Here is a 23,900-nt window from a genome sequence, read left to right on the forward strand (position 1 = left end):
CCGTCGGGTACCTGGAGAGGCCGCGCTCGACGTCGCGGTGCTGCAATGCAAAGCTTCATGAGCCACCGCGATTCAAAGAAAAACGTCTGTCAAACCTCTGGAGGAGATTTCCATGCAGATCGACCTGAACAACAGGACCGCCATCGTCACGGGTTCGACGGCCGGCATCGGACTTGCCATCGCCAATGGCCTGGCCGCTGCTGGCGCCCGAGTGGTTGTCACTGGGCGCACCCAGCAGCGCGTGGACGCCGCGATCGCTGCCATTGCCAGCAACGTTCCCCATGCCAAGGTGTCGGGTGTCGCCGCCGACCTGGGGACAAGCAAGGGCGCACAGGAACTGATTGCCGCCGTATCGGCGACGGACATCCTTGTCAATAGCCTCGGGATCTTCGAACCGAAGGCGTTCTTCGATATTCCTGACGAAGATTGGATGCGATTCTTCGAAGTGAATGTTCTGAGCGGCATTCGCCTTGCCAGGCATTACGCTCCAGAAATGGCCCGGCGTGGCTGGGGCCGCATCCAATTCATCTCGAGCGAATCAGGCGTACAGATCCCTGCGGAGATGGTGCACTACGGCACAACCAAAACCGCACAGCTCGCCGTGTCGCGCGGCCTCGCCGAATCGCTGGCCGGCACGGGGGTCACTGTCAATGCCATCTTGCCGGGTCCCACCAGATCCGAAGGTGTTGGCGATTTCTTTGGGAAAATCGCCGTGGAGAAGGGAATTTCGCAGGCGGAGGTCGAACGCGACTTCATTGCCACGCACAGGCCGACCTCCTTGATTGGACGCCTCGCAACGGTCGATGAAGTCGCCAATCTCAGCGTCTATCTCGCCTCGGAGCAGGCCTCGGCCACTACCGGCGCGGCCGTACGCGTGGATGGCGGCGTGGTGCGCTCCGTCGTCTGAACTGGCGGGAGACTGCGCTGGTGCCGCAGCGCTGGCCGATCTGGGTCACGCTGCCGCCAATCGCCATCGACCAAGGCCAGAAAGCCCCGCCGTCCATCGGCATCCTGCGCTCGGCGACGTGGAACCACCTTGAGACACAGGCTGCGGTCGCCCTCGTAGCGCATACGGGGCGACGTTCAATCGTCGAGCCTCACCAGGCCTCGGCGCAACGCGATCTGGAATGCCTCGGTCCGATTGCTGGCGTCGATCTTTTCGAAGATGCGGGTCAGGTGCGACTTGACGGTTTCGGCCGAGATTCCCATCTCATTGGCGATCCGCTTGTTTTCCCAGCCGCGCGCCAGCGCCGTGAGGATGGTCAGTTCGCGCGCGGTCAGCGCCTCCTCGCCGATGTGCCGGGAGATCTCCTGCGACACTTCGGCGGATACGCAGCGCCTTCCCTGCGCGATCTTGCGCAGCGCGTCGATCAGTTCACCCCTCAGCGAGCTCTTCAGCAGGTAGCCGTACGCACCCGCTGCCATCGCCTCGCGTGCATTGCCATCCCCGCTGTAAGTCGTGAGCACGGCCGCCTTGGCCGCGGGAAACTCCCCACGCAGCCTGCGGATGAACTCGATGCCGTTGCAGCCTGGCATTTGCAGGTCCACCAGCACGATATCCGGCAGCAGGCGGCGGAACGCTTCCAGACCGCTTTCGACATCGCCGGCCTCGCCTACTACGGCCAGGTCCTGTTCGACCTCCAGCATGGCGGAGATGCCATCCCGCACCAGTGGATGATCGTCGATGGTCAGTATCCGGATGGCCATGTCAGCTCCGCTACGCACGCCCCTGTCGTTCGCGAAGCAATGTACAGCAAACCCGGGTCGCCAACGGGACCCCCAAATGGAGGACGCGCGACCCACCGTTCTTTGCGATGTCGTCTCGCCACGACCGGCCGAAGCTTGCGTTGTGGGCGCAACGGCGCGCCCGGAGACGCTGCCATGGATTCGCTGCGGCCGTTCTATCCGCCGGGCCATACCGCGCTGCTGCTGGTAGACCCTTACAACGATTCGCTGTCCGACGGCGGAAAGCTCTGGCCGCGCTTGGCCGAAGTTGCCGTGGCCGTCGACCTGTTGCCGAACCTGCGCCGGATCCGTCAGGCGATCCGCTGCGCGCGATGGCCGCTGTTCTTCGTCCCCCATCACCGCGCGCAGCCCAGCGACTTCGACCGCTGGCAGCACCCTACCCCTTCCCAGAAGGCGATCTCGCAAGCCCAGGCGTTCCTGAAGAACGGCTGGGGAGGCCAGTGGCATCCGGACTTCATGCCGGCATCCGGCGACACCGTGGCCACGGAACATTGGGGCGCTAACGGTTTCGTTAGCACGGACCTGGATCTCCTGCTCAAGCAACAACGCATCAGCCACGTCGTCATGGTCGGGTTGATCGCCAATCTCTGCGTCGAAACCACCGCCCGCCATGCCAGCGAGCTGGGTTACCACGTCACCCTGGTCACCGATGCCACCGCGGCCTTGAGTCACGACGCGATGTTCTACGCACACGAAATCAATGGGCCCACTTATGCGCATGCACTGCTGACGACGCGCGAGTTCCTGGCACGCGTGCCCTTTACCGCAGACCCATGAGCCGGTTTTTTTCCCTGCCGGCAACGGCATCCACATGATCGGGAGGAAAACCCTCCCCTTCCGCAACGCTCCTAACGAGGAATTCCCATGAAAACGCTGCTTCGTTCCTTCCGGCGTGCCGGCATCGCATTGCTGGCGCTCCTCGCCGCATCCACCGCCTATGCGGCCAACGATCCCATCCAGAGCCACTCGGCCGACGTCAATGGCGTCACGCTGCACTACCTGCAAGCCGGCCGTGGCACCGGCACGCCGGTCGTGCTGCTGCATGGCTATGCCGAGACCAGCCACATGTGGCGTCCGCTGATGCGCCAATTGGCCGATCGCCATATGGTGATCGCACCCGATCTGCGTGGTGCGGGTTCGTCGTCGAAACCGCAAGGCGGCTACGACAAGAAGACCATGGCCCAGGACATCCATGCGCTGGTGCAGTCGCTCGGCTATCCCAAGGTCAAGATCGTCGGCCATGACATCGGCCTGATGGTCGCCTATGCCTACGCAGCCCAGTATCCCGACCAGGTCGAAAGTGTCGTGCTGATGGATGCCTTCCTGCCGGGCGTAGGCGACTGGACCAAGGTCTGGTTGCTGCGCGACCTCTGGCACTTCCACTTCTATGGAGAGGTGCCGCTCAAGTTGGTCGATGGACGCGAACGCATCTACTTCGAGCATTTCTGGAACGACTTCGCCGCCGATCGCGCGCGTTCGATCTCCGAGGCGGACCGGCGGTTCTACGCTGCGCAGTACGCCAAGCCGGGAGGCATGCGCGCCGGCTTCGAATACTTCCGCAACTTCGAGCAGGATGCAAAGGACTTCGCCGACTTCGCCCGGACCCCGATTCATGTCCCCATGCTGGTCTTGTCCGGCGAGAGGGCCGGTGGCCAGTTCCTGATCGACCAGGCGCGCTTGGTCGATACCAATGTCGAAGGCGTCATCGTCAAGGGCTCGGGCCACTGGCTGATGGAGGAGGCGCCGGAGCAGACGATTCCTGCGCTCGTTTCCTTTCTCGACAAATAGCACGAGAGAAGCACCGCGCGAGGAACCGGCTCGCATGCACGATGCGGTCGTCCCCGGCACACGGCACTTGGGTGGTTCATTCCCATGCGCACTGCCGGGGAGCCAGCGAATTGCGAGGATGGCCGCTGCGAACGCGTGGTGATACGCGGTGGTCGATGGTGGCACTGCCTGCCCGCAGGCAGTGCCTACCTGCACGAATGCTCCCTAGTCGACAAAGACCCAGTTCGCAAACCTCAGTCCAGCCCAGTTTTACCCTCCGCCCAATATGCCTTGGCGATGATGCGCGATGCCGGAACGCCTAGGCCCTTCAACGTCCGGCGCAGGCGTTGGATGGATGGCGCCCTGCCCGTCAAGACGAAGGTCGCATCGGTTGCGGCGACCACCTGCAAGCGGCGCTCCATGTCCTTGAGGTGCCGGTCGTCGGCGCAGCGGCTGAACAGTTCGGCGTCGCCCAGGTCGAGGCGATCCAGCACTGCGCGCGCGGCGGCCTCGTGGGCCACTTCGAGCAAACACGCCACCTCGCTGCGGCCGCCAATCCGCCGATTGAGTGCGTAGGCCAGCCCGATGGATGTCTCGTCGCCGAGAACGACGCAGGGACCGGCGATGCGACCGAGATCGAGCGATGCGCGCGGGCCGAAGGCATCGCATGCGTCGCCGGGCTTGGCGCGGTCGATCCAGGCGCTGCCCGGTCCGCTGCCGTGCGTGTACGCGACGATGCGGGTTCGCCCGGCTACCGCGTCCCATTCGATCGGCGTGTAGGTCCTCGCGACCAGCGCCGAGCCCATTGCGATCTGGATCTTCTGACCCGGCAGCCATTGCAGCTCGCGGAACGCCGGGCTCTCCAGCGTGATCAGCCGGAAGTTTTCGGCGAGGCTTTCGGCCTGCACCACGCTGGCCTGCTTCATGAACATCCTGAGCAAGGCACGGCCTATGCGGCCCGGCCCAGGCACCGCGACGTCGGGGTTCTGCGCGCTCATCGGGTAAAGATCGACAGTTCGTTGCCCCTGCCCTCGTCGATCGCAATCGGCTGCGACAGATAGCCGTTCGCCGGGTCGCGAACATAGGCCAGGTATTCGTTGTCGTGGTCGAAGGCGTTTTCCGCAAGGATCGGCGTGCCTGGCTTCAGGTGCGGCTCGAGCAGCTTGAGCACCGGCAGATAGAGGCTGAACGCGCCGTCCAGCAGCACCAGATCGATCTGGCCGCCGACATCGGCCAGCGTTTCGCGCGCGTCCCCGATCCGGATGTCGACCAGATCGGCAAGCCCGGCAGCGTGCAGATTCGCGTTGGCGCGGGCGGCCTTGCCGGGTTCCAGCTCGGTGCCGATCAGATGCCCGCCGCCCATGTCGCGCAACGCGGCGGCGAGGTGGATGGTGGACACGCCCATCGATGTGCCGAACTCAACGATGCGCGTGGCTTGGCGCATGCGCGCGCACTGGTAGAGGAAGCGGCCATACGCCGGCGTGACGTTGAGGAAGTTCTCGGCGTATCCCTGGTACACGCCGCGCAGATCGCGCCTTTCCGCATTCATCAGTTTGGCGATGGCGCCGCTGAAGGCCTGCTCCGCATGTTCGCCGGGATCGGCCTCGAACTGATCCATGATCCCCTGGTCGGCGCGATCGGCTTCCTGGAACAACTGCTGCAAGGTCTGCGCGACGCGCTCGGTGTGTAGTGCATCCACGATGTTCTCCAATGGCAATGGCCGACGGGTATCCCTCTGCCGTCACGCATCGTAGGGAGCCGCAACGCTGGCGGCATTGGGGAACTGTGCCAAGATATTCGCAATTCCTGCCAATCGCTGTGGAGTCGACGCCGCGTGCCTGTGCTGACCGATCTCATCGATCCCACCGAGTGGACCGACCCGGACCTCGTCCCGCGCCCAGTGGTGACCATCGGTACCGCCGGCATCGACGTGGCCAGCCTCGGTGACGGGCAGGACCGGCTGGAAAAGGACTTCCATCGCCATCGCAAGGGACAGCTCATGCTGTTGCTGCGTGGGGTGCTCACCTGCGAAGTGGAAGGCAGTCTCTGGATCGTGCCTCCGCAGGGCGCGCTGTGGGTGCCGAGCGATGTCCTGCACAAGATCACCGCCGCCGGCACGATCGAAGTCTATGTCGCCTTCATCGATCCGGCCGTCGCCTCGGCGCTGCCGTCGACCTGCTGCGCCATCTCCACCACGGCGCTGTTGCGCGAGCTGGTGATCCGTTCCGCACGCCTGCCGATGCTGTATCCGGAGGGCGGCGCCGAATCGCATCTGGTCGTCCTGCTTCTGGACGAACTGGCGGCAGCGCCAATCGGAACGCTGCGCCTGCCGATGCCGACCGATCCCCGGCTTCGCAAGATCGTGGAGGCGATCGTCGCCGAGCCGGCCGAGCGCGGCACGGTGCAGACCTGGGCGCGGCGCGTGGGCATGAGCGAACGTACCCTGGCGCGCCTGCTCACGCACCAGACCGGCATGAGCTTCGGCCGCTGGCGTCAGCAGCTTCACCTGATGCTCGCGGTCAAATGGTTGAGCATGGGGGTGTCGGTGCAGCAGGTCGCCGACGATCTGGGCTACGAAAGCGCAGGCAGTTTCGTCACGATGTTCCGCAAGGCGCTGGGCACCTCGCCTGGCCGCTACATGGCCGAGCGGCGTAATTCTTCTTGACTCGCGTTGGGCGTTTTGATCCCTCGCTACCCCGATAGATCGCTCCAGTCCGCGCTCCGTTAATTGGCCTTCGGCTAGGCGGGGACGTCTTGCGCAGATCCGGGTGCCCACCGGCGTTGGCGAACCGCGTCGGAGGTTCGCTGTCCGGTTACTGCCGGCTTTCCCGTTCAACTTGACGTTGCCTCAGATTCTGCTTCCTGCATCCAGGTGCGTTTCCGGCCCGTGATGCGCCATCTGTCGCGCAACGTACCTACAAAAGCGGCCAACGACGGAGTCAAGTGCTATGGACAGTGCGGCTCAGAAGCCCAGGGAGATGCCCGTGTTGGTCGGAGACTCCGACGCGATGCGGGAGTTGAAGGATCTCATTCAGTGCTATTCAGGCTGCGATGCGTCCGTCCTGATCGAGGGCGAAACCGGCACGGGCAAGGAACTGGTGGCACGCCAGTTGCACTACGCCAGCCCGCGTCGCGACAAACCCTTTGTGCCGGTCAACTGCGGCGCGTTGCCCGACAACCTGCTCGAGACGGAACTCTTCGGCCACCGACGTGGCGCCTTTACCGACGCGCGCAGCAGCGAACAGGGGCTGGTGGAATTCGCAAGCGGCGGCACGCTGTTCCTGGACGAGATCGACTCGCTGTCCTCGCGGGCGCAGACCACGTTGTTGCGCTTCCTGCAGAGCGGCGAGTTCAGGGTCGTCGGCGAGCGGGCATTGCGCATGGCCGACGTCCGCGTATTGGCGGCCACGAACTGTCCGTTGCTGTCGGCGATCGAACAGGGTCGCTTCCGCCGCGATCTCTACTACCGGCTCAGCGCGCTGCAGCTGACCTTGCCGCCGCTGCGCGATCGTGGCGGCGACCTGAAGTGGCTGGCCATGCATCTGCTGGCCGAGCTGACCGTACGCTTCGGCCTGCCTGCGTGCGAGTGGACCGAGCAGGCTTTGCAGGCGCTGTCCCGCCATGATTGGCCAGGCAATGTGCGCGAGCTGGAGAACGTCACGCTCCGGGCATGCGTACGCGCCAACGATGGCCGAATCGGTCTCGGTGAATTGGCGCTGGCGGCGAAGACGATCTTTGCAGTGCTGCCCGCCGCATCGATCACCTCGATGCCGACGGTCTGCGGCGACGATCTGCTTTCGATGGCTGAAGCCAAGCAGCGCGCCGTCGAGCGCTTCGAGCACGACTATCTGACGCAGCTCATGGCCCGTACCGGCTACAACGTCAGCCGAGCCGCGACCGAGGCCAACACCGAACGCCGGCATCTTGGAAAGATGCTCAAGCGCCATGGCATCGGGCGCCACTGCCACGACTGACCACCGGGTCCAGGCGCACCCGGTCGCACCGCGGTTGGGTGGGCAATCCCCCAGTCGAACTGGTCGCTCAACAGTTTTTGCGCGCGTGAGTTGGGCTGCAAACCACAGCTTTCTGCGGATTCCCATGCGTCCGGACGCGGTCGTCGCCGAAAAGATCGCTGGCATGGATGTTGCGACCCTTGCCGAGAAAGCACTGGGGATGCTTCACATGATCACGCTCGAGCCGCATGGAAATGATTCGGATCAGGAAGTTGCCGACGCAGTGCTGTCGTATCTCCGCGCGCATCCGGAAGCCGCGGACACGCTGCAGGGCATCGTTCGGTGGTGGCTGCCGCAACAACGGTACAACCGCGAAAGCGGACGTATCGAGGCCGTACTGACGTCGCTTGCGGAACGTGGCCGCCTGCAGGTTCGAATGCTTCCGGACGGACAATTTTTGTATGCGTTGAGCGTGGCCTACAACGCCGATCGCACCGCCGACCTGCACTGACCGAGACCAAGGAGAACCGAAATGCCCGCTGCCCTTAGCTATCCCGGCGTCTACGTAGAGGAGATCCCCAGTGGCGTGCGCACCATCACCGGTGTGGCCACGTCGGTGACGGCATTCGTCGGCCGCGCGCTGCGTGGCCCGGTGAACGAAGCGGTGACCATCAACGGCTTCGGCGACTTCGAGCGTACCTTCGGCGGGCTGTGGCTGGGAAGTCAACTCGGCTACGCCGTTCGCGACTTCTTCCTCAACGGCGGCGGCCAGGCAGTGATCGTCCGCCTGTTCCACCCCAGCTACGCCAGCGACGCCGATCGCGTCGACGCCGAAGCGGCCGCCGCGGAGGTATTGGCGGCAGCCGGCGGTGGCGCCGACCTGGCGACGGTGGTCGCCAATGCCAGCACCAAGGCCGCAACGTTCGCCGAAGAACCCGAGCTGTCCGCGGCCAAGGCCGTCGCCGCTGCGATCACCGCCGCCTCGGCAGCACCAGGGGCGACCAAGGATTCCGCGCTCGCTGCCGGCGCCAAGGCCGCCGCGCCGTCGCGCGCGTCGCTGCAGGCCGGCGGTCTGTCGCTACAGGCCGCCAACGAAGGGCGCTGGGGCGGAAAGTTGCGCGCCGCCATTGCGATGTCGGGCAACGCCGAGGTCGCCGCCACGCTGGGCGTGGGCGCCGGCGACGTGTTCAACCTGACCGTGCGCGACGCCTCGGCCGGCGGCGGCAGCGAGACCTATCTCAACCTCACCGTGGTCGAAAGCGCACGCCGCGTGGACCGGGTGCTGCTCTCCGAATCGAACCTGGTACGTGTGCAGGGCAGCCTGCCGGCCACGGTCGACGATGGCGTGGACGAGGTCAGCGCCGCCGAGGACGCGGTTGCCGCGGCCAAACGCGCGTTCGACAAGGCGGTCCGCGACAGCGTCGACACGGCCGCGCTGAAGCAGACCATGGACCAGGCTCGCGCGGCGCTGCAACTGAAGTACGACGAGGCCGACCGCCGCGCTAGCGATGGCGGCGCCTTGGCCGCGACCGACTTCCTGCCCGAGCTCGGCCTGGTGCAGAAGCGCGGCCTGTACGCGTTGGAGCAGGCCGACCTGTTCAACCTGCTGTGCATCCCGCCCTACCGCAGCAACGACGGCGCGAACTACGATGCCGAAGCGATCGTGCTGTCGGCAGCGACCGCGTACTGCGAGCAGCGCCGCGCCTTCCATGTCATCGACTCGCCCAGCGCCTGGGACACCAAGGCCGACGCGCTGGACGGTCTGGACGAGTTCGCCGATCCGCGCAGCCGCAACGCCGCACTGTTCTTCCCGCGCCTGCGCCAACCCAACCTGCTGCGCAACAACGCGATCGAAACCTTCGCCGCGTGCGGCGCGGTGGCGGGCGTGTTCGCGCGTACCGATACCCAGCGCGGCGTCTGGAAGGCGCCGGCCGGGCTCGACGCCGGCCTGGTCGGCGTGCCGCAGCTGTCGGTGCCGCTGACCGATGCCGAGAATGGCGAGCTCAACCAGCGCGGCATCAACTGCCTGCGCGCCATGCCGGCCAGCGGCCGCGTGGTCTGGGGCGCGCGTACGCTGCGCGGCGCCGACCAACTCGCCGACGAGTACAAGTACATCCCGGTGCGGCGGACCGCGCTGTTCATCGAGGAAAGCCTGTTCCGCGGCCTGAAGTGGGTGGTGTTCGAACCCAACGACGAGCCGCTGTGGGCGCAGGTGCGGCTCAACGTCGGCGCGTTCATGCACAACCTGTTCCGCCAGGGCGCGTTCCAGGGCAGCTCGCCCCGCGACGCCTACTTCGTGCGCTGCGACAAGGACACCACCACGCAGAACGACATCAACCTGGGCGTGGTGAACGTCGTGGTGGGTTTCGCGCCGCTGAAGCCGGCCGAGTTCGTGGTGCTGAAGCTGCAGCAGATCGCCGGCGCGATCGAGACCTGATCCCCCTCTTCACCGGAGCACGTCCATGGCCCAGTTCACCGTCAACACGCAGCGTTTCGATCCTTACAAGAACTTCAAGTTCCGCGTCAAATGGGACAACAAGTACGTCGCCGGCATCAGTAAGGTCGGCGCGCTCAAGCGCAGCACGGAGGTGGTCGAGCACCGCGAAGGCGGCGATCCGAGCATCAGCCGCAAGTCGCCCGGCCGCACCAAGTCCGAGCCGATCACGCTGGAGCGCGGCGTCACCCACGACAAGGAGTTCGAGCAGTGGGCGAACAAGGTGTGGAATTTCGGTTCCGGCCTGGGTTCGGAAACCTCGCTGAAGGACTTCCGCAAGGACTTGATCATCGAGGTCTACAACGAAGCCGGACAGCTTGCCATCGCCTATCGCCTGTTCCGTTGCTGGGTATCGGAGTACCAGGCGCTACCCGACCTGGACGCCAACGCCAATGCGGTCGCCATCCAGCACATCAAGCTCGAGAACGAAGGCTGGGAGCGCGACCCCGACGTGGTCGAGCCGGCCGAACCGAGCTTCACCGAGCCGGCCTGAGCGCGACACCGATGCCTGCTGACTTTCACGACGCCGGATTCCAGCAGGTGCTGTTGCAGACCTGGGAACGGCTGCATGCCGCGGCCGCCGACGCGCGCGCCGTCGGCCTGTTGCAGGCGGTGTGGCCGCAGCCTGAGGCGGACGCGTGGGGCGCGGCGAGCCTGGGGACGCGCGATGCGGCGCTGTTCCGGTTGCAGTCGGCGTTGTTCGGACCTCAGCTGCACACCTTGATGCAGTGCCCGGCCTGCGGCGAAACCCTGGAGTCGCAGTTCGACTGCGCGCAGTTCGGCGGTGCCGAAGCTCCAGCGCCGATGCCGGTGCCGGCTGCATTGGCGCTGCGCGAACATGACTGGGAGATCGAGTTCCGTCTGCCCAGCAGCAACGACGTCGTGGCGCTGCGCGAGGCCGCTGCCGACCCCGCGGTGGCGGTCGCCGCGCTGCTGCGCCGCTGCGTGTTGCGCGTGCGCCAGGGCGAACGCGAGGCCAGTGCCGACGAACTGCCGGCCGCGCTGGTGGCACGGCTGGAAACCCGCATGGCCGAGCATGATCCGCTGGCCGACCTGCGCCTGGCGCTGGCCTGCCCTGCCTGCGCCACGGCGTGGGCCGCGGCCTTCGACATCGGCGGCTATCTGTGGGAGTCGCTCGACGACTGGGCCCAGGACCTGCTGTCCGACGTGCACCAGCTCGCGCGCGCCTATGGCTGGCGCGAACACGACATCCTCGCGCTGACGCCGCTGCGCCGGCGCTTCTACCTCGACATGGTGCAGCCATGAGCGGCTTCCTGCAGCGGCTGGTGGAACGGGTGCAGGGCCCGGCGCATGCGGCGTTGCGGCGGCGCCGGCCGAGCGTGTTCGAAGCTCGCGAGGCCGCGCCGTCCTCACCGATGGCATTCGACGCTGGACTCCCCGCGCCGGTGCCGACGCCGCCTGGCGGCGGCGAGGCCTACGTGGTGCACAGGCACGACATCCATCATCACGATCGCCCGGACGCGCCGGTCGCGCTGCGCGCGCCACGCGCCGAGAGCCCGACCACGCCGGCGCCAAAGGGGGCGCATCCGACGCAACCCACGTTGCCGGCGCCGCCGTCGCTGCGTCCCCTGCCCGCCTCGTCCGCCGCGCGACACAACGTGGTCACCGTGGCCGCGAGCGACCAGACCCCGGTGCCGACGGTGCGCCGCCCACGACGCGATACCGAGGACACCGCGCCGGCGCCCTCCGCTCCGCACGCGCAGCCGGCGGCCGAAGCGGTCGATCCCACACCGCTGCGCCGCGCGCGTCCCGCACCGACACAGTCCGCCCCTCCCGTGCCGGAGGTGCCGACCTTGCCGTTGCCACCGCGCCTGCCGGCGACCCAGCGCGTCGCCGCGCCGGTCGCCCATCCTGCACGCCGCGCCGCGTTGCCGGCCGCGACCGAGACGTCGGTGCAGGTCACCATCGGCAGCGTCGAAATCCGCGCCCACGCGCCTGCGCCTGCGTCGCAACGGCCGTCGTCGCGCCCTGCCGCCAGCGCAACCGCGCCCAGCCTCGAAGCCTACCTGCGACAGCGCCACGGGGGCCCGCGATGAGCAATGCCCTCGCCATCGCAGCGGTGACCGCGGCATTGAAGAATCTGGTCGACCGCCATCTCGATGGTCTCGACCTGTCCGCGCTCGGCAGCGTCGGCGTCGGCGCAATGGCGCTGGACCGCGTGCTGACCGGCGACAACGAGCCCAACCAGATCAACCTGTTCCTCTACCAGGTCAGCGCCAATGGCGGCTGGCGCAACACCGGGCTGGCCTCGCGCGACGGCGCCGGACAACGCGTCGCCAACCCGCCGCTGGCGCTGGACCTGCACTACCTGCTCACTGCGTTCGGCAACCAGGAGCTGAGTCGCGATGCGCTGCTCGGGCTCGGCATGCAGGCGTTGCACGAAACGCCGATGCTCGACCGCGAGCGCCTGCGTGCGCTGCTGGCGCCGCCGGCCCTGCCGTTCGGCGCGTTCTCGGCCGAGAGCCTGGCCGATCAGGTGGAGTGGCTGAAGATCACCCCGCAGTACCTCGGCGCCGAGGAACTGTCGAAGCTGTGGACGGCGGCGCAGGCGCGCTTCCGCGCGTCGATGGCGTATCAGGTCTCGGTGGTGCTGATCCAGTCGGACGCCAGCGTGCGCGCCGCGTTGCCGGTGCTGCGGCGCGGGCCCGACGATCGCGGCCCGCGCGCCCTCGCAGCGATGCCGCCGCGCCTGCGCGCGATCGAGAACCTCACCCTGCCGGGCCTGCGCGGCGGTCGCCTTGGGGACTTGCTGCGGGTCGATGCGGACGGCGCCGATGCCGAGACCCAGCTGGTGTTCGAACACGCACGCAGCGGCCTGCGCCAGTCCCTGCCGTTGCTGGCCGATGGACCGCGCCGCTGGCAAGCGCAGCTGCCGGCCGCCGACGCGCCGGGTGCCGCCGCGGCGTGGGCGCCCGGCCTGTACACGCTGCGCCTGCGCGCCAGCACGCTCGGACAACCCGACCGGATCGGCGATCCCCTGCCGTGGATGCTGGCGCCGCGCATCGCGGTCGTGCCGTTGGCGGCGGCCGCGGATGCCGATGTCGCGCTGGCGATCGACTGCGTGCCGCAACTGCTGCCCGCCCAGCATGCCGGCCTGCGGCTGCTGTTCGGCGGGCAGGAACTGGCGGTCGACAGCGTCGACACGCCGGCCGACGCGAGCCTGCCCAGCATGGTGCACGCGACCGTGCCTGCGGCGATGGCCGTCGCCGGCGCGCACGCCGTGGCGCTGCGCGTGGAGGGTGTGGACAGTCTACCGGTGCTGCACAGCGAGGGTATGCCGCAGTTCGATCCGCAACAGAGCGTGGCGTTGGCGTGAGGCCCATGCGCACCCTTGCCCCCCACGACCACCCCGGTTGGAGCCTGGCCAACGAGCGCTATCTCGAGCTGTCGCTGGACTGGCTGCACCTGCGCCTGCAGGCGGTGACGCCGTCCACCGCCACCGTTGCCGCAACCACTGCAGCTGGCGGATCGCCACGTTCCTGGTCGCGCTGGAAGAAACACGCGCCCGACCTGCCGGCCCTGCCGGCACCGGACCCCGCCGCGTCACTGGCCGACGTCGCCGCGGCGCGCGATGCCATTGCGGGCGACGAGCCGCTACCGGCACTGCTGGCGCTGGCGCGACGTTTCGGCCTGGATCGCTTCGAGAGCGACGTCCTGTGGCTGTGCGTGGCGGTCGAACTGGATTCGACGCTGCCCGCTGCGATTGCGGCCGCGCAGGACGGCGTGTCGGCGCCGACGTTCGCGCTGGCGCTGCGCCTGTTCGACGATGCGGCGTGGGATGCCTTGTCGCCGCACCGGCCGCTGCGCCACCTGCGCCTGCTGGAGATCAACCAGCCCGGTGCGACCGCGCTCACCGCCGCCGCGTTGCGTGCGGACGAGCGCATCGTCAACGCCGTCAAAGGCCTCAACGTGGCCGATGCGCGTCTCGGCGCCTGGATCGGCCCCGAGGTCGCCGAGCGACCGGTGTCGGCGCTGCAGCAGGCCAGCGTGGAGCAGATCCTGGCGGCGCTCGACGATGCGCCCGGCGACGCCGCGCCGGTGGTCCAGCTGCTGGGCCAGGACCGCCATAGCCGCCTGGCGATCGCCACCCAGGTCTGTGCGCGGCTGTCGCGCCGGCTGCACCGCATCGCGTCCGAATCGCTGCCGTTGCAGCGCGGCGAACTGGAGACGCTGGCGCGCCTGTGGCGCCGCGAAAGCCTGCTGCTGCCGCTGGCCTTGTACGTGGAGGCCGACGAGGCCGAGGGCGAACGGCTGGCCGCGTTGTCGACCTTGCTCTCCCTGCCGCTGGGGCCGGTGTTCGTCGGCCTGCGCGATACGCCGTTGGCGCTGGACGTGCCGAGTTGTCATGTCCGCGCGCCGCTGCCGACGGCCAGCGAGCAGTATCACGCCTGGCGCGAAGCGCTCGCCGAGGAAGACAACGAGACCGAAGCCGCCAGCCTGTCCAGCCACTTCGATCTCGACCTCGGCCGCATCGGCGAGGCCGCCGCAGGTGCACGGACCCGCGCCATTCCCGCCTGGGATCTGTGCCGCGACTTCGCATCGCCGCGGCTGGACCTGTTGGCGCAGCGGCTGGAGCCCAGGGCGCACTGGGACGACCTGATGCTGGGCGAGGAACCGCATGCGCTGCTGCGGCAGATCGCCGCGCAGGCGCGCGCGCGCCACCGTGTCTACCGCGAATGGGGCTATGGCGAGCGCATGAACCGTGGCCTCGGCATCAGCGCGCTGTTCGCCGGCGAGAGCGGCACCGGCAAGACCATGGCCGCCGAGGTCATCGCCAACGAACTGCGCCTGCACCTGTACCGCATCGACCTTTCCTCGGTGGTCAGCAAATACATCGGCGAGACCGAGAAGAACCTGCGACGGCTGTTCGACGCCGCCGAACAGGGCGGCGCCCTGTTGTTCTTCGACGAGGCCGACGCCTTGTTCGGCAAGCGCAGCGAGGTCAAGGACAGCCACGATCGCTACGCCAACATCGAGACCAACTACCTGCTGCAGCGCATGGAGTCGTTTTCCGGCCTCGCCATCCTGGCCACCAACATGAAGGCCTCGCTCGACAATGCGTTCCTGCGGCGCCTGCGCTTCGTGGTGAACTTCCCGTACCCCGGCCCGGCCGAACGCTGCCGCATCTGGCGCAACGCGTTGCCGGCGGAGGTGCCGCGTCGCGCACTGGATTGCGAGCGCCTGGCGCGCTTCAACCTCAGCGGCGGCAACATCCATTCCATCGCGCTCAATGCCGCCTTCGCCGCCGCGGCCGACGACGATGCGGTGGACATGCCGCGGATGCTGGCGGCGGTGCGCGCGGAACTGCGCAAACTGGGCCGGCCGGGCGACGAGGCGGACTTCCGTGCCACGGCGCGGCCGGCGCCGGTGTCCGCGAGAACGCCGGCATGAGCGCCAGGCTGCATATCGAACGTGTCGTCCTGCACGGTATCGCGCTCGGTCCCGGGCAGCACCTGCTCTTCCAGGCCGCGCTGGAACGGAAACTCGGCGTGCTGCTGGCGCAACAGTCGCTACCGCCGCGGCCGCTCGCGCAGGAGCGCCTGGCCGCAGCACCGGTCGCGCTCGGCCGCAGCACCTCCGCGGAAGACAGCGCGCGCGCCGTCGCCAGTTCGCTGCTCGGCGGCCTGCGCCGATGACCAAGGCACTGCGCCAGCGCGACACCTGCCTCGCGGCGCCCGCGTCGGCCGCCGCCTCGCGTTGCGCCTGCGGCAACCACACGATGGGGGAAGCGCGCTGTACCGCCTGTGCCGCCGCCTCGCACGCTGCCGGACCCATCGCCATCGGAGACATCGACGACCCGCGCGAACGCGACGCCGACCGCTTCGCCGATGCGTACGCAGCGGGTCGTTCCGCAACTGCGTTGCCGGCGTCCACCGCACCGCGCGACCGGGCCGCGCGCATCGCCCCGCCGGTGTCGCTGGCGCGCACGCTCGGCAGTCCCGGCCAGCCGCTGGCGCCGGCACTGCGCGAAGACATGGAAGCGCAGACCGGCACCTCGCTGGGACATGTGCGCCTGCACCATGACGCCGTCGCCGCGCAATCGGCGCGGGCGCTGGACGCGCAGGCCTACAGCGTCGGCGCGCATGTCGTCTTCGACCAGGGCCGGTATGCGCCGCGCGATGTCGAAGGCCGGCGCCTGATCGCGCACGAGCTGGCGCATGTCGCCCAGGACCGCGGCATGCCGCCGGTGCTGCGGCGCAAGCCCAATGCCGGCAAGACCACGGCGCCCAAGCCCGATACCGAGCAGAAGAAGACCGACGACCCCGATTGGACGCGGCTGCAGATCCACAGCAGCGGCATGGACGCGGCGGCCGCCTACATGGGCGCCAACCACCTGAACTTCCGCGGGGAAGCGCTGCGCAAGATGGTCTTCGTCGGCCTGCACCCGAAGTTCCTCAAGGTCTATGACGACAGCGGCAAGCCGGTCGGCGGCAAGCTGCCCTTCAAGGACATCAAGGGGCTGGCGTTCACCCCCGGCATCTACGTGCACTACGGCAACGCGATGCGCGCGGTGACCGTGGATCGCAGCGGCAAGAGCATCGACATCGAGTCCAGCGCCAGCCCGGTGGTCTCGCGCGACCTCAGTGCCGAGGAGAAGCAGCAGGCCGCCGACGACGCCAAGAAGGCAGGCGCCGGTGCCGCCGCGCCGAAGCGCCTGCCGATCATGGATCTCACTGCCATCCTGCAGGACGCCGGCACGTTCCGGCAGCGGGTCAACGCCACGCCGAACCCGCTGGTGATCTATTTCGTGCCCACCTACGACAGCGGCGGTCGCGGCGGCAAGGACGGCGCCGGCGGCGCGGGGCTTTATGCCAGTCCGCTCCAAGGTCGCGGCGACGGCCAACCGCCGAATGCGCCGCCGTGGCCGGTCAACATGACCGGTCCCAAGCTGGTCCCGGTCGATGCCAACCCCACCTATTCGGCCACCATCGACTGGGGCGCCAACGGCAACTACAACATGGCCTCGCAGGCGATCTCGCAGATCGGCGAAACCATCCACTACCGCTGGGAGTCGTTCGACGTCACCCAATACGCCGAGCAGCAGGCCAACAAGGACAAGGCCAAGCAGAAGGGCGAGAAGGTCGACGACAGCGGCCCCAGCTACGAGGAAAGGCTGGCACAGCTCCAGCATGCGAGGAAAGGCGCCGGCAAGGACGTCACCGGCATGGGCGGGGCCAACCACGAGTTCAATCGCGCCTTCAGCGACTGGCGGAAGGACAATCTTCGCGCCGCCCACGGAACGCTCAACCCGCAGGGCGACACCGTAGGCGAGCGTCTATCCAATGCCGCCGCGAATCGGCTGGCACTGGAACTGGCGCCGGTCTCGCTGCTGACCACCGCCATAGGCGCGGCGCTGAGCTGGGTGGCCGAGCTGTTCGCTGGCCCGCGTACGCAACAGGAAATCCCTTTCACCAAGAAAGGCATCTACCTGGTGCGCACGATCACCACGCCGGCGATCAACGAGGACCGCGAAGGCAAGCAGATCATCCGCCCGCCCTCGGTCGCGTCCAAGATCACCGAAGTGGCGCCGATGGAAAAGGCGGTAGACGAAGCGCTGGACGAGCCCAGCGCGCAACTGGCCGAACTGGAGGCGCAGATCAAGCTGGCCGACGCTGCCGGTGAGGTCGCCAAGGGCAAGTACCTCCGCGAGTTGCTGTCGCAGGCGCGGCTGCGCTTTGAAGGCTCGGCGTTGGACGTACTGCGCAAGAGCGAGGCCGAGAAGCAGAAGGAACTGGACGACTTCAGGAAGGAGGCGCCGAACCTCTCCGACTACGGCCGCGAACGCGACCTGGAACTGGTGCAGGACCAGATCAAGCGCTACCAGCGCCACGAGGCCGAGCGCACCGCAGGCGCGGGCGACCTACCGCCGATGCGCCGGCTCAACGCCACGCTGATCTCCGAGGTCACCGGCGAGCAGTATCCGATGCTGCTGTCGGCCGGGCCGATGGCCAAGCACGGCGACCGGCACCGCTGGCTGGTCAGTGACGTCACCAATCGCGAAGGCGATGCCTATGTCGGCATGGGCGGCACGCCGAGCGAAGCGCTGCGCTCGGCGCTGACCAAGTTCGGCGGCCATGCATCGTACGGCCGCGGCAAGATCGGCGTGCGTACCGGCAACCTGGGGCTGGAATCCGGCGCGCCGGAAACCATGTACGTGGAAAGCGCGCCGGCCAACTGGGCGCTGGCCGAAAAGCGTCTGGACGACTTGGTGATGACGCTGGCCGCGGTCGGCCTGTTCGTCGCCTCGGCCGGTACCGCCGGCGCGGTGATCGGCGCCGGCGTTGCGGCGGCGCGGCTGATCCAGCGCTGGCAGGCGGGCCGCCTGTACCTGGACGCGCAGACCGTCAGCGACGTGCTCGGCGTGCTCGGCGGTGTCGGCGCGGCCGGCCAGTTGGGGGCCGGGCTGCGCGTGCAGAAGTTCGAGAAGGTGTTCGCGATCGTCCAGGACGGCAAGTTCACCCAAGCGCAAATCGCCGCCGCCACCGACGCGCTCAAGGCCGCCGAACGGATCGCCAAGGGCGTGGAGATCGCCAACGAAGTCATGAACTACGGCGGGCTGATCTGGGGCAACCTCAGCTTCTTCGATCAGATGGTCGAGATTGCCGCGCAGGAACGCAGCGGCAGCATGACCCATGCCGCCGCACGCCGCGCCCGCGCGCAGGCGATCGGTTCGGCGGTGCAGAACAACGGCATGTTCATCGCCGGCAACGTGATGAAGGCCAAGCAGGCGGCCAAGGAGGCGCAAGGGCCAGCCAAGCCGGAAGCCAAGGGCGCGGCCGTCAAGGAAAGCCTGCCGGCCGAACGCACGCCCACCCCGGGCGAACCCACCGCCAAGAGCCCGCTGGAACGCGCGCCCGGTGAACCCCAACTGGGCGAGCCGCCCGCGATCAAGGAAAAAACCAACAGCGCCGACGACGAGGCCCGCGCCAAGGCCGACAAGGAAGCGGCCGCTGCGCATCCCGAACAAGCGGGCCCCGGCACCGCGCCGGCGACCGAGCGCCGCTCCACCCTGGAAGAAATGGCCCACGAGTTGCCGCCGGATATGCGCAAGCTCGCCAGCATCGACGACAAGCTCGAAGGCAACGATGTCCGGGTCGACTACGACATCAACGACAAGACCGGGCTGATCACCGAGATCCGCATCCGCTGCAGCCCCGACGCGCGTCCGGAAACGGTCGGCATGCATGCCGATACCGTGCGCGCGATGCAGAAATACCAGGGCTTCTCCGGCCGGGTGAAGCTGGCCATCGCCGACATCGCGCGGCTGATCGGCATCGATGCGATCAAGCCGGAGCACCGCGCCTCCTACGAGGCGATGCTCGAAGTCCAGAAGCTGCCCAAGGCGATCAAGCAGCAGATGGAGCACATGCGCACGCTCGGCCCGGAAGCCGCGGCGCAGGCGATGGCCGAGCTCGAGAGCCTGCAGGTGCAGCTCGACCAGCATCTGCGCACGCTCGACATGGGCACCGCGTTCGCTGGCGACGGCGAAGGCTTCGTGGCCGCAAAGGGCTTGTCCAAGGCCAAGCAGCGCCAGTACGCCGAGCTCGAAACCAAGCTGCGCCAGCAGGATGTGGGCAGCAAGCGGCACAAAGCGATCCGCCGCGAAATGTACGAGTTGATCGGCGGCGACCTGCCCTACGACAGCTGGTCCAATGTCTATGACGCCAACGTCGATCGCGCCAACAAGGCCAACATCATCGTCGCTGCCGAGCATGCGCGCATCGGCATGGGCAAGACCGAGCAGACGGTCAAGACCGGCAAGGATGAGGTGCGCCGCCTGGATATCGCCGACGTCAAGAAGAAGATCGGCATCGAGGTCAAGGCGTACGAGACCGGCAAGATCTACGCCACCGAAGACATCGTTTCCGAAGTGATGCGCGACGCCAAGCTGGTCAAGCGCGGCTGGAAGATCAAGTGGATGCTGATCGATACCGAACCTAGCGGACCCTTGCTCAAGCTGCTGCTGGACAATGGCATCCTGGTCGAGCGGCGCACCTCCGACGGCAAGGGCAACAGCACCTTCGTCAGCCGCAACCTGCCCAAGCGATGACCCCTTCCCCGACTCCGGAGCATACCGACATGGCCGACCCCTTCCACGCCTTCAGATTCCACTCGCGCGAGGACTTCCAGATCTGGCTGGCCAGCGATGTCGAAGTGCGCGACGAGCTCTACGCGATGATGCCCAGCGACCCGGGCCGCGACATGGCCTCGCTCGATGCGGTCGAAGCCTTCCTGCTCGAGCGCTTCGCCAGCCTTGATGCGGCGCTGGCGCTGGAGCACCGCGCCGTGCTCGACGCGGTGGCGCGCCACATCGGCCTGGTGATGGTGCTGGCGCTGGACGAGGCGTCCTGGGACATCGATCTGGACGACCCGGACAACGTCTATTACCGCCTGCCCATCGTGCGCATGGACGACGACGCCGAAGAGTGTCCGCTGAGCATGGCCACCGCCGCCCTGGATCGCCGCCAGCCGGGCTACCTGCGCGGCGTGGCCGAGAGCTACGAGTGAGAATGCCATGAGCGGCTATTCGCGCACGCCCAAGCTGGTCAAAGGTGGCCTGGCCCTGCTGGACCCGCTGGCCGGCCACGTGCTGCGGATCCTGGCGCTGCAGTACAACCCGGACACCCTCACCCGGACCCTGCAGGTGCGCGGGGTGGGCAGCGACCAGGGCGACCGCAGCGAGGCACTGCGCTTGAAGGGCCCGGCGGTGGAGACGATCAAGCTCGAGGCCGAGATCGACGCCACCGATGCGCTGGAAAGTAGCCGCGGCCCCAACGTGACGCTCGGCCTGCATCCGCAGTTGGCGGCGCTGGAAGCGCTGGTGCAGCCGAGCAGCGCCGACCTGCGCAACGCCGACGCGGTGGCCTCGAGCGGTTCGCTGGAGATCGCGCCGGCGCAGGCGCCGCTGGCGGTGTTCGTATTCGGGCCACAGCGCATCGTGCCGGTGCGGGTAACCGAGCTGAGCATCACCGAGGAAGCGTTCGACACCCAGCTCAATCCGATCCGCGCCAAGGTCTCGCTCGGCCTGCGCGTGCTCAACGTCGACGACCTCGGCTTCGACAGCCGCGGCGGCGGCCTGTTCATGGGCTACCTGCAGGCACGCGAGCGCCTCGCCGCGCAGGCCGGCCAGGGCGACTTCCGCGCGCTCGGCATCTCCGGCATCCACTGAGCAACCCATCATGGCCAACTACGACTTCCCACCGACCAGCCGCTATCACAATGTCCCGCTGACCGAGCTGATCTTGCCCGACGGCACCGTGGTGCCCTACCTGCAGCGGCGCTTCCTGCCGAGGGTGGACGGCTTCAGCGTGCTGCGCGAACACGCGGTGGTCGAAGGCGAGCGCCCCGACCACATCGCCGCACGCGAACTGGGCGATCCGGAGGCGTTCTGGCGCCTGTGCGACGCCAACGGCGTGATGCACCCGGACGCGCTCACCGACGAGGTCGGCGGGATCGTGCGCATCGCCCTGCCCGACGGCGTGCCGCCGCCGGCGCGGGAATGAGCCATGCTGCAGGGCGTCCACCTCACGCTGATGATCGGGCCGGCCGTGCCGGTCCCGGTGCCGCGCGCGGTGGTCGAGGCGTTGCAGAGCGTGGAAGTGACCAGCGGCCGCGACCGCGCCGGTTTCCAGCTGACCTTCGCGGTGGGCAAGAACTCCAGCCTGCTGACCACGCTGTTGCCGTCTGGCTATTTCGATCCGCTGGTGACGCGGGTGATCGTGATGGTCACGCTCGGCGGCATGCCGCACGTGCTGATGGACGGCATGGTGACGCGCCAGGACCTGGCGCCGAGCAACGATCCGGGGCAGTCGACGCTGACCGTCACCGGCGACGACCTCAGCGCGGCGATGGACCTGATCGAGCTCGCCCTGCCCTATCCCAACATGTCCGACACGGTGCAGGCCTATGCGGTGCTGGCCAAGTACGCCGCGCTGGGCGTGGTGCCGATCGTGATCCCCGGCTTCATTCCGACCCAGCCGATCATGACCGAGCGCATCGAGTCGCAGAACGGCACCGATCTGACCCATCTGCGGCGCATCGCCGAGGACAACGGCTTCGTCTTCTACGTCGAGCCCGGCCCCTTGCCGGGGCAGAGCATCGCCTACCTCGGCCCTGACATCCGCGTGCCGGTGCCGCAGCCGGCGCTGAACGTGAACATGGACGCGCACACCAATGTCGAGTCGCTGAGCTTCTCGCTCGACGGCCTGGCCAAGGAGAACATGTTGGTCACCGTCTACGACCCGGTCACCGGCCGGGTACCGATTCCGCTGCCGATCCCGGCGATCAGCATCTTCCAGCCGCCGCTGGGCGCGCGACCGATCGCGCCGTTGCGCCTGGCGATGTTCCGCGAGTCCGGCGGCGACGACACGCTGTCCACCGCCAAGAAGGTGCTCGGCCGCCTGCTCAAGGGTTCGGCCAACGCCATCACCGCCACCGGCTCGCTCGATGTGTTGCGCTACGGCCACGTGCTGCGCTCGCGGATGCTGGTCGGCGTGCGCGGCGCCAGCATGGCCTACGACGGCCTGTACTACGTGGACAGCGTCACCCACAAACTCAAGCGCGGCGAATACAAGCAGAGCTTCCAGCTCAGCCGCGACGGCCTGATCTCGCTGACGCCGAAGGTGCCGACATGAGCCAGTCCCATCGCAACGGCCAGTTCCCCGGCATCTATCGCGGCACCGTCACCAGCAATGCCGACCCCTACTTCCGCGGCCGCCTGCTGCTGTCCATCGCCGACGTCGCCTCGTTCGTGCCCACCACCTGGGCCGAACCGTGCACCCCGCTGTCCGGCCCGCCCGGTCCGGGCATGGGCATCTATGCGGTGCCGCCTTCGGGCACCGGCGTATGGGTGATGTTCGAACAGGGCAACGCCAACAAGCCGGTCTGGCTGGGCTGCCGTTTCGACCTGCCCAGCGACGCGCCGGCGATGGCCAAGCTCGGCAATCCCGCCGATCCCAACATCGTCATCCAGACCCTGCTGCAGAACATGGTGATGGTCAGCGACATGCCGCCCACGCCGGTTACCGGCGGCATCGTGCTCAAGAGTACGACCGGCGCGATGCTCGTGGTCAACGACAGCGGCATCTACATCGACAACGGCAAGGGCGCGTCGATCTATCTCGTCGGCCCGGCGATCACCTTCAACAAAGTCGCGATGACCATTACCTAAGCCGAGGTTCCGCCATGCCGGGTTTCCTGCTCCATGCCAACGCCGCCATGACCTGCCAGCACGCCGCCGGCCAGGCCAAGATCGTGCCCGGGCAGACACGGGTCCTGGTCGTCGGGCAACCGGTGGCGGTGATGCCGCCGGGCGCGCCGACCATCGCCGTGCTCGGCTGCCCCTTCACCGTGCCGCCAAGCAAACCGCAGCCATGCGTGACCGTGCGCTGGTCGATGCCGAGCACCCGGGTCAAGGTGATGGGGTTGCCGGTGATGCTGGCGCCGGCGCCCGGGCCAGGACCGGGCATCTGCCAGAGCGCCGAACAGATTCCGCAAGGGGCGCCGATCGTCGGCGCGATGCAGGCGCGCGTCAGCGCGATGTGACCGCCAGGAGCATGCGCATGTACCTCGACTTTCCTTTCCACGTCGATGGCCGCGGCCGCAGCGCCGAGGTCGGGTTCGATGGCCACGTGCGCGACCTGATCGAGCAACTGGTGTTCACCCAGGCCGGCGAGCGCGTCAACCGTCCGGATTTCGGCAGCGGCCTGCTGCAGTTGGTGTTTGCCGGCAACAGCCCGGAACTGGCGGCGACGGTGCAGTTCACCCTGCAGGCGGCATTGCAGCGCTGGCTGCAGGACGTGGTCGAACTGCGTGCCCTGCAGGTCAGCGCCGACGACGCAGCATTACGCGTACACGTGGAGTACCGCGTGCTGCGCACCGGCGAAGACGCCGTCGCCGATTTCGAACACGCCCTCTAG

General features: G+C 67.9%; 24 protein-coding genes. 21 read left to right on the top strand and 3 right to left on the bottom strand.

The features are described from left to right. Positions 1–112 precede the first annotated feature (112 nt). Positions 113–907 (top strand): SDR family NAD(P)-dependent oxidoreductase, encoded by a 795-nt coding sequence (locus NUG20_RS11080; protein ID WP_263398356.1) that lies wholly within the window; start codon positions 113–115, stop codon positions 905–907. A 176-nt stretch (positions 908–1,083) separates the two neighbouring features. On the opposite strand, the gene NUG20_RS11085 is transcribed toward NUG20_RS11080, so the two are convergent. Beyond that, complete coding sequence (locus NUG20_RS11085; RefSeq protein WP_263398357.1) at positions 1,084–1,707, bottom strand: response regulator transcription factor; 624 nt, start codon at positions 1,705–1,707, stop codon at positions 1,084–1,086. A 174-nt stretch (positions 1,708–1,881) separates the two neighbouring features. On the opposite strand from NUG20_RS11085, the gene NUG20_RS11090 reads away from it, so the two are divergent. Beyond that, positions 1,882–2,523, top strand: coding sequence for a cysteine hydrolase family protein (locus NUG20_RS11090; protein WP_263398358.1), 642 nt, complete (start codon positions 1,882–1,884; stop codon positions 2,521–2,523). 87 nt (positions 2,524–2,610) lie between these two features. Next, complete coding sequence (locus NUG20_RS11095) at positions 2,611–3,534, top strand: alpha/beta fold hydrolase (RefSeq protein WP_263398359.1); 924 nt, start codon at positions 2,611–2,613, stop codon at positions 3,532–3,534. Positions 3,535–3,767: 233 nt separating this feature from the next. Here NUG20_RS11095 and NUG20_RS11100 read toward each other — a convergent pair whose 3' ends face one another. Both NUG20_RS11100 and NUG20_RS11105 read right to left on the bottom strand, forming a co-directional pair. Continuing rightward, positions 3,768–4,511 (bottom strand): siderophore-interacting protein, encoded by a 744-nt coding sequence (locus NUG20_RS11100; RefSeq protein ID WP_263398360.1) that lies wholly within the window; start codon positions 4,509–4,511, stop codon positions 3,768–3,770. Beyond that, entirely contained in the window at positions 4,508–5,212 is a 705-nt protein-coding gene (locus NUG20_RS11105) for an O-methyltransferase (protein WP_263398361.1), read from the bottom strand. The genes NUG20_RS11100 and NUG20_RS11105 overlap by 4 nt, the downstream gene beginning before the upstream one ends. A gap of 135 nt (positions 5,213–5,347) precedes the next feature. Between NUG20_RS11105 and NUG20_RS11110 the strand changes: the two genes are divergently transcribed. The 18 genes from NUG20_RS11110 to NUG20_RS11195 all read left to right on the top strand — a co-directional run bounded on the left by NUG20_RS11110 (position 5,348) and on the right by NUG20_RS11195 (position 23,900). Continuing rightward, complete coding sequence (locus NUG20_RS11110; RefSeq protein WP_263398362.1) at positions 5,348–6,178, top strand: AraC family transcriptional regulator; 831 nt, start codon at positions 5,348–5,350, stop codon at positions 6,176–6,178. A gap of 313 nt (positions 6,179–6,491) precedes the next feature. Beyond that, a complete protein-coding gene (locus NUG20_RS11115) occupies positions 6,492–7,487 on the top strand; it encodes a sigma-54 interaction domain-containing protein (RefSeq protein WP_263398363.1) in 996 nt (331 codons plus the stop codon). A gap of 124 nt (positions 7,488–7,611) precedes the next feature. Beyond that, complete coding sequence (locus NUG20_RS11120) at positions 7,612–7,977, top strand: hypothetical protein (protein WP_263394557.1); 366 nt, start codon at positions 7,612–7,614, stop codon at positions 7,975–7,977. A gap of 21 nt (positions 7,978–7,998) precedes the next feature. Further along, positions 7,999–9,903, top strand: a complete 1,905-nt coding sequence (locus NUG20_RS11125) for a phage tail sheath family protein (RefSeq protein ID WP_263394558.1) — start codon at positions 7,999–8,001, stop codon at positions 9,901–9,903. A 25-nt stretch (positions 9,904–9,928) separates the two neighbouring features. Then, complete coding sequence (locus NUG20_RS11130) at positions 9,929–10,453, top strand: phage tail protein (RefSeq protein WP_263394559.1); 525 nt, start codon at positions 9,929–9,931, stop codon at positions 10,451–10,453. A gap of 11 nt (positions 10,454–10,464) precedes the next feature. After that, positions 10,465–11,226, top strand: coding sequence for a hypothetical protein (locus NUG20_RS11135; RefSeq protein WP_263394560.1), 762 nt, complete (start codon positions 10,465–10,467; stop codon positions 11,224–11,226). Next, on the top strand, positions 11,223–12,017 hold the full coding sequence (locus NUG20_RS11140) for a hypothetical protein (protein WP_263394561.1): 795 nt from the start codon (positions 11,223–11,225) through the stop codon (positions 12,015–12,017). Before NUG20_RS11135 ends, NUG20_RS11140 begins: the two co-directional genes overlap by 4 nt. Beyond that, positions 12,014–13,297, top strand: a complete 1,284-nt coding sequence (locus tag NUG20_RS11145; RefSeq protein ID WP_263394562.1) for a Pvc16 family protein — start codon at positions 12,014–12,016, stop codon at positions 13,295–13,297. Before NUG20_RS11140 ends, NUG20_RS11145 begins: the two co-directional genes overlap by 4 nt. Before the next feature lie 5 nt (positions 13,298–13,302). Beyond that, the gene (locus NUG20_RS11150) at positions 13,303–15,372 is read left to right on the top strand and encodes an ATP-binding protein (RefSeq protein ID WP_263394563.1); all 2,070 of its coding nucleotides are present in this window, start codon (positions 13,303–13,305) and stop codon (positions 15,370–15,372) included. Next, entirely contained in the window at positions 15,369–15,617 is a 249-nt protein-coding gene (locus NUG20_RS11155) for a hypothetical protein (RefSeq protein ID WP_263394564.1), read from the top strand. The genes NUG20_RS11150 and NUG20_RS11155 overlap by 4 nt, the downstream gene beginning before the upstream one ends. Continuing rightward, positions 15,614–20,032, top strand: coding sequence for an eCIS core domain-containing protein (locus NUG20_RS11160; protein ID WP_263394565.1), 4,419 nt, complete (start codon positions 15,614–15,616; stop codon positions 20,030–20,032). Before NUG20_RS11155 ends, NUG20_RS11160 begins: the two co-directional genes overlap by 4 nt. 29 nt (positions 20,033–20,061) lie before the next feature. Then, positions 20,062–20,490 carry a hypothetical protein gene (locus tag NUG20_RS11165; RefSeq protein WP_263394566.1) on the top strand — a complete coding sequence of 143 codons (429 nt, stop codon included), beginning with the start codon at positions 20,062–20,064 and terminating at the stop codon, positions 20,488–20,490. Between the two features lie 7 nt (positions 20,491–20,497). Next, positions 20,498–21,151 (top strand): hypothetical protein, encoded by a 654-nt coding sequence (locus tag NUG20_RS11170; RefSeq protein WP_263394567.1) that lies wholly within the window; start codon positions 20,498–20,500, stop codon positions 21,149–21,151. Positions 21,152–21,161: 10 nt separating this feature from the next. Further along, positions 21,162–21,485 carry a LysM domain-containing protein gene (locus NUG20_RS11175; RefSeq protein WP_263394568.1) on the top strand — a complete coding sequence of 108 codons (324 nt, stop codon included), beginning with the start codon at positions 21,162–21,164 and terminating at the stop codon, positions 21,483–21,485. Between the two features lie 3 nt (positions 21,486–21,488). Next, on the top strand, positions 21,489–22,616 hold the full coding sequence (locus NUG20_RS11180; RefSeq protein WP_263394569.1) for a hypothetical protein: 1,128 nt from the start codon (positions 21,489–21,491) through the stop codon (positions 22,614–22,616). Further along, entirely contained in the window at positions 22,613–23,152 is a 540-nt protein-coding gene (locus NUG20_RS11185) for a phage baseplate assembly protein V (protein ID WP_263394570.1), read from the top strand. The genes NUG20_RS11180 and NUG20_RS11185 overlap by 4 nt, the downstream gene beginning before the upstream one ends. Before the next feature lie 14 nt (positions 23,153–23,166). Further along, positions 23,167–23,526, top strand: a complete 360-nt coding sequence (locus NUG20_RS11190) for a hypothetical protein (RefSeq protein WP_263394571.1) — start codon at positions 23,167–23,169, stop codon at positions 23,524–23,526. Positions 23,527–23,543: 17 nt separating this feature from the next. Then, positions 23,544–23,900 carry a GPW/gp25 family protein gene (locus NUG20_RS11195; protein ID WP_263394572.1) on the top strand — a complete coding sequence of 119 codons (357 nt, stop codon included), beginning with the start codon at positions 23,544–23,546 and terminating at the stop codon, positions 23,898–23,900.

Source organism: Xanthomonas sp. CFBP 8443 (assembly GCF_025666195.1).
GTDB lineage: Bacteria > Pseudomonadota > Gammaproteobacteria > Xanthomonadales > Xanthomonadaceae > Xanthomonas_A.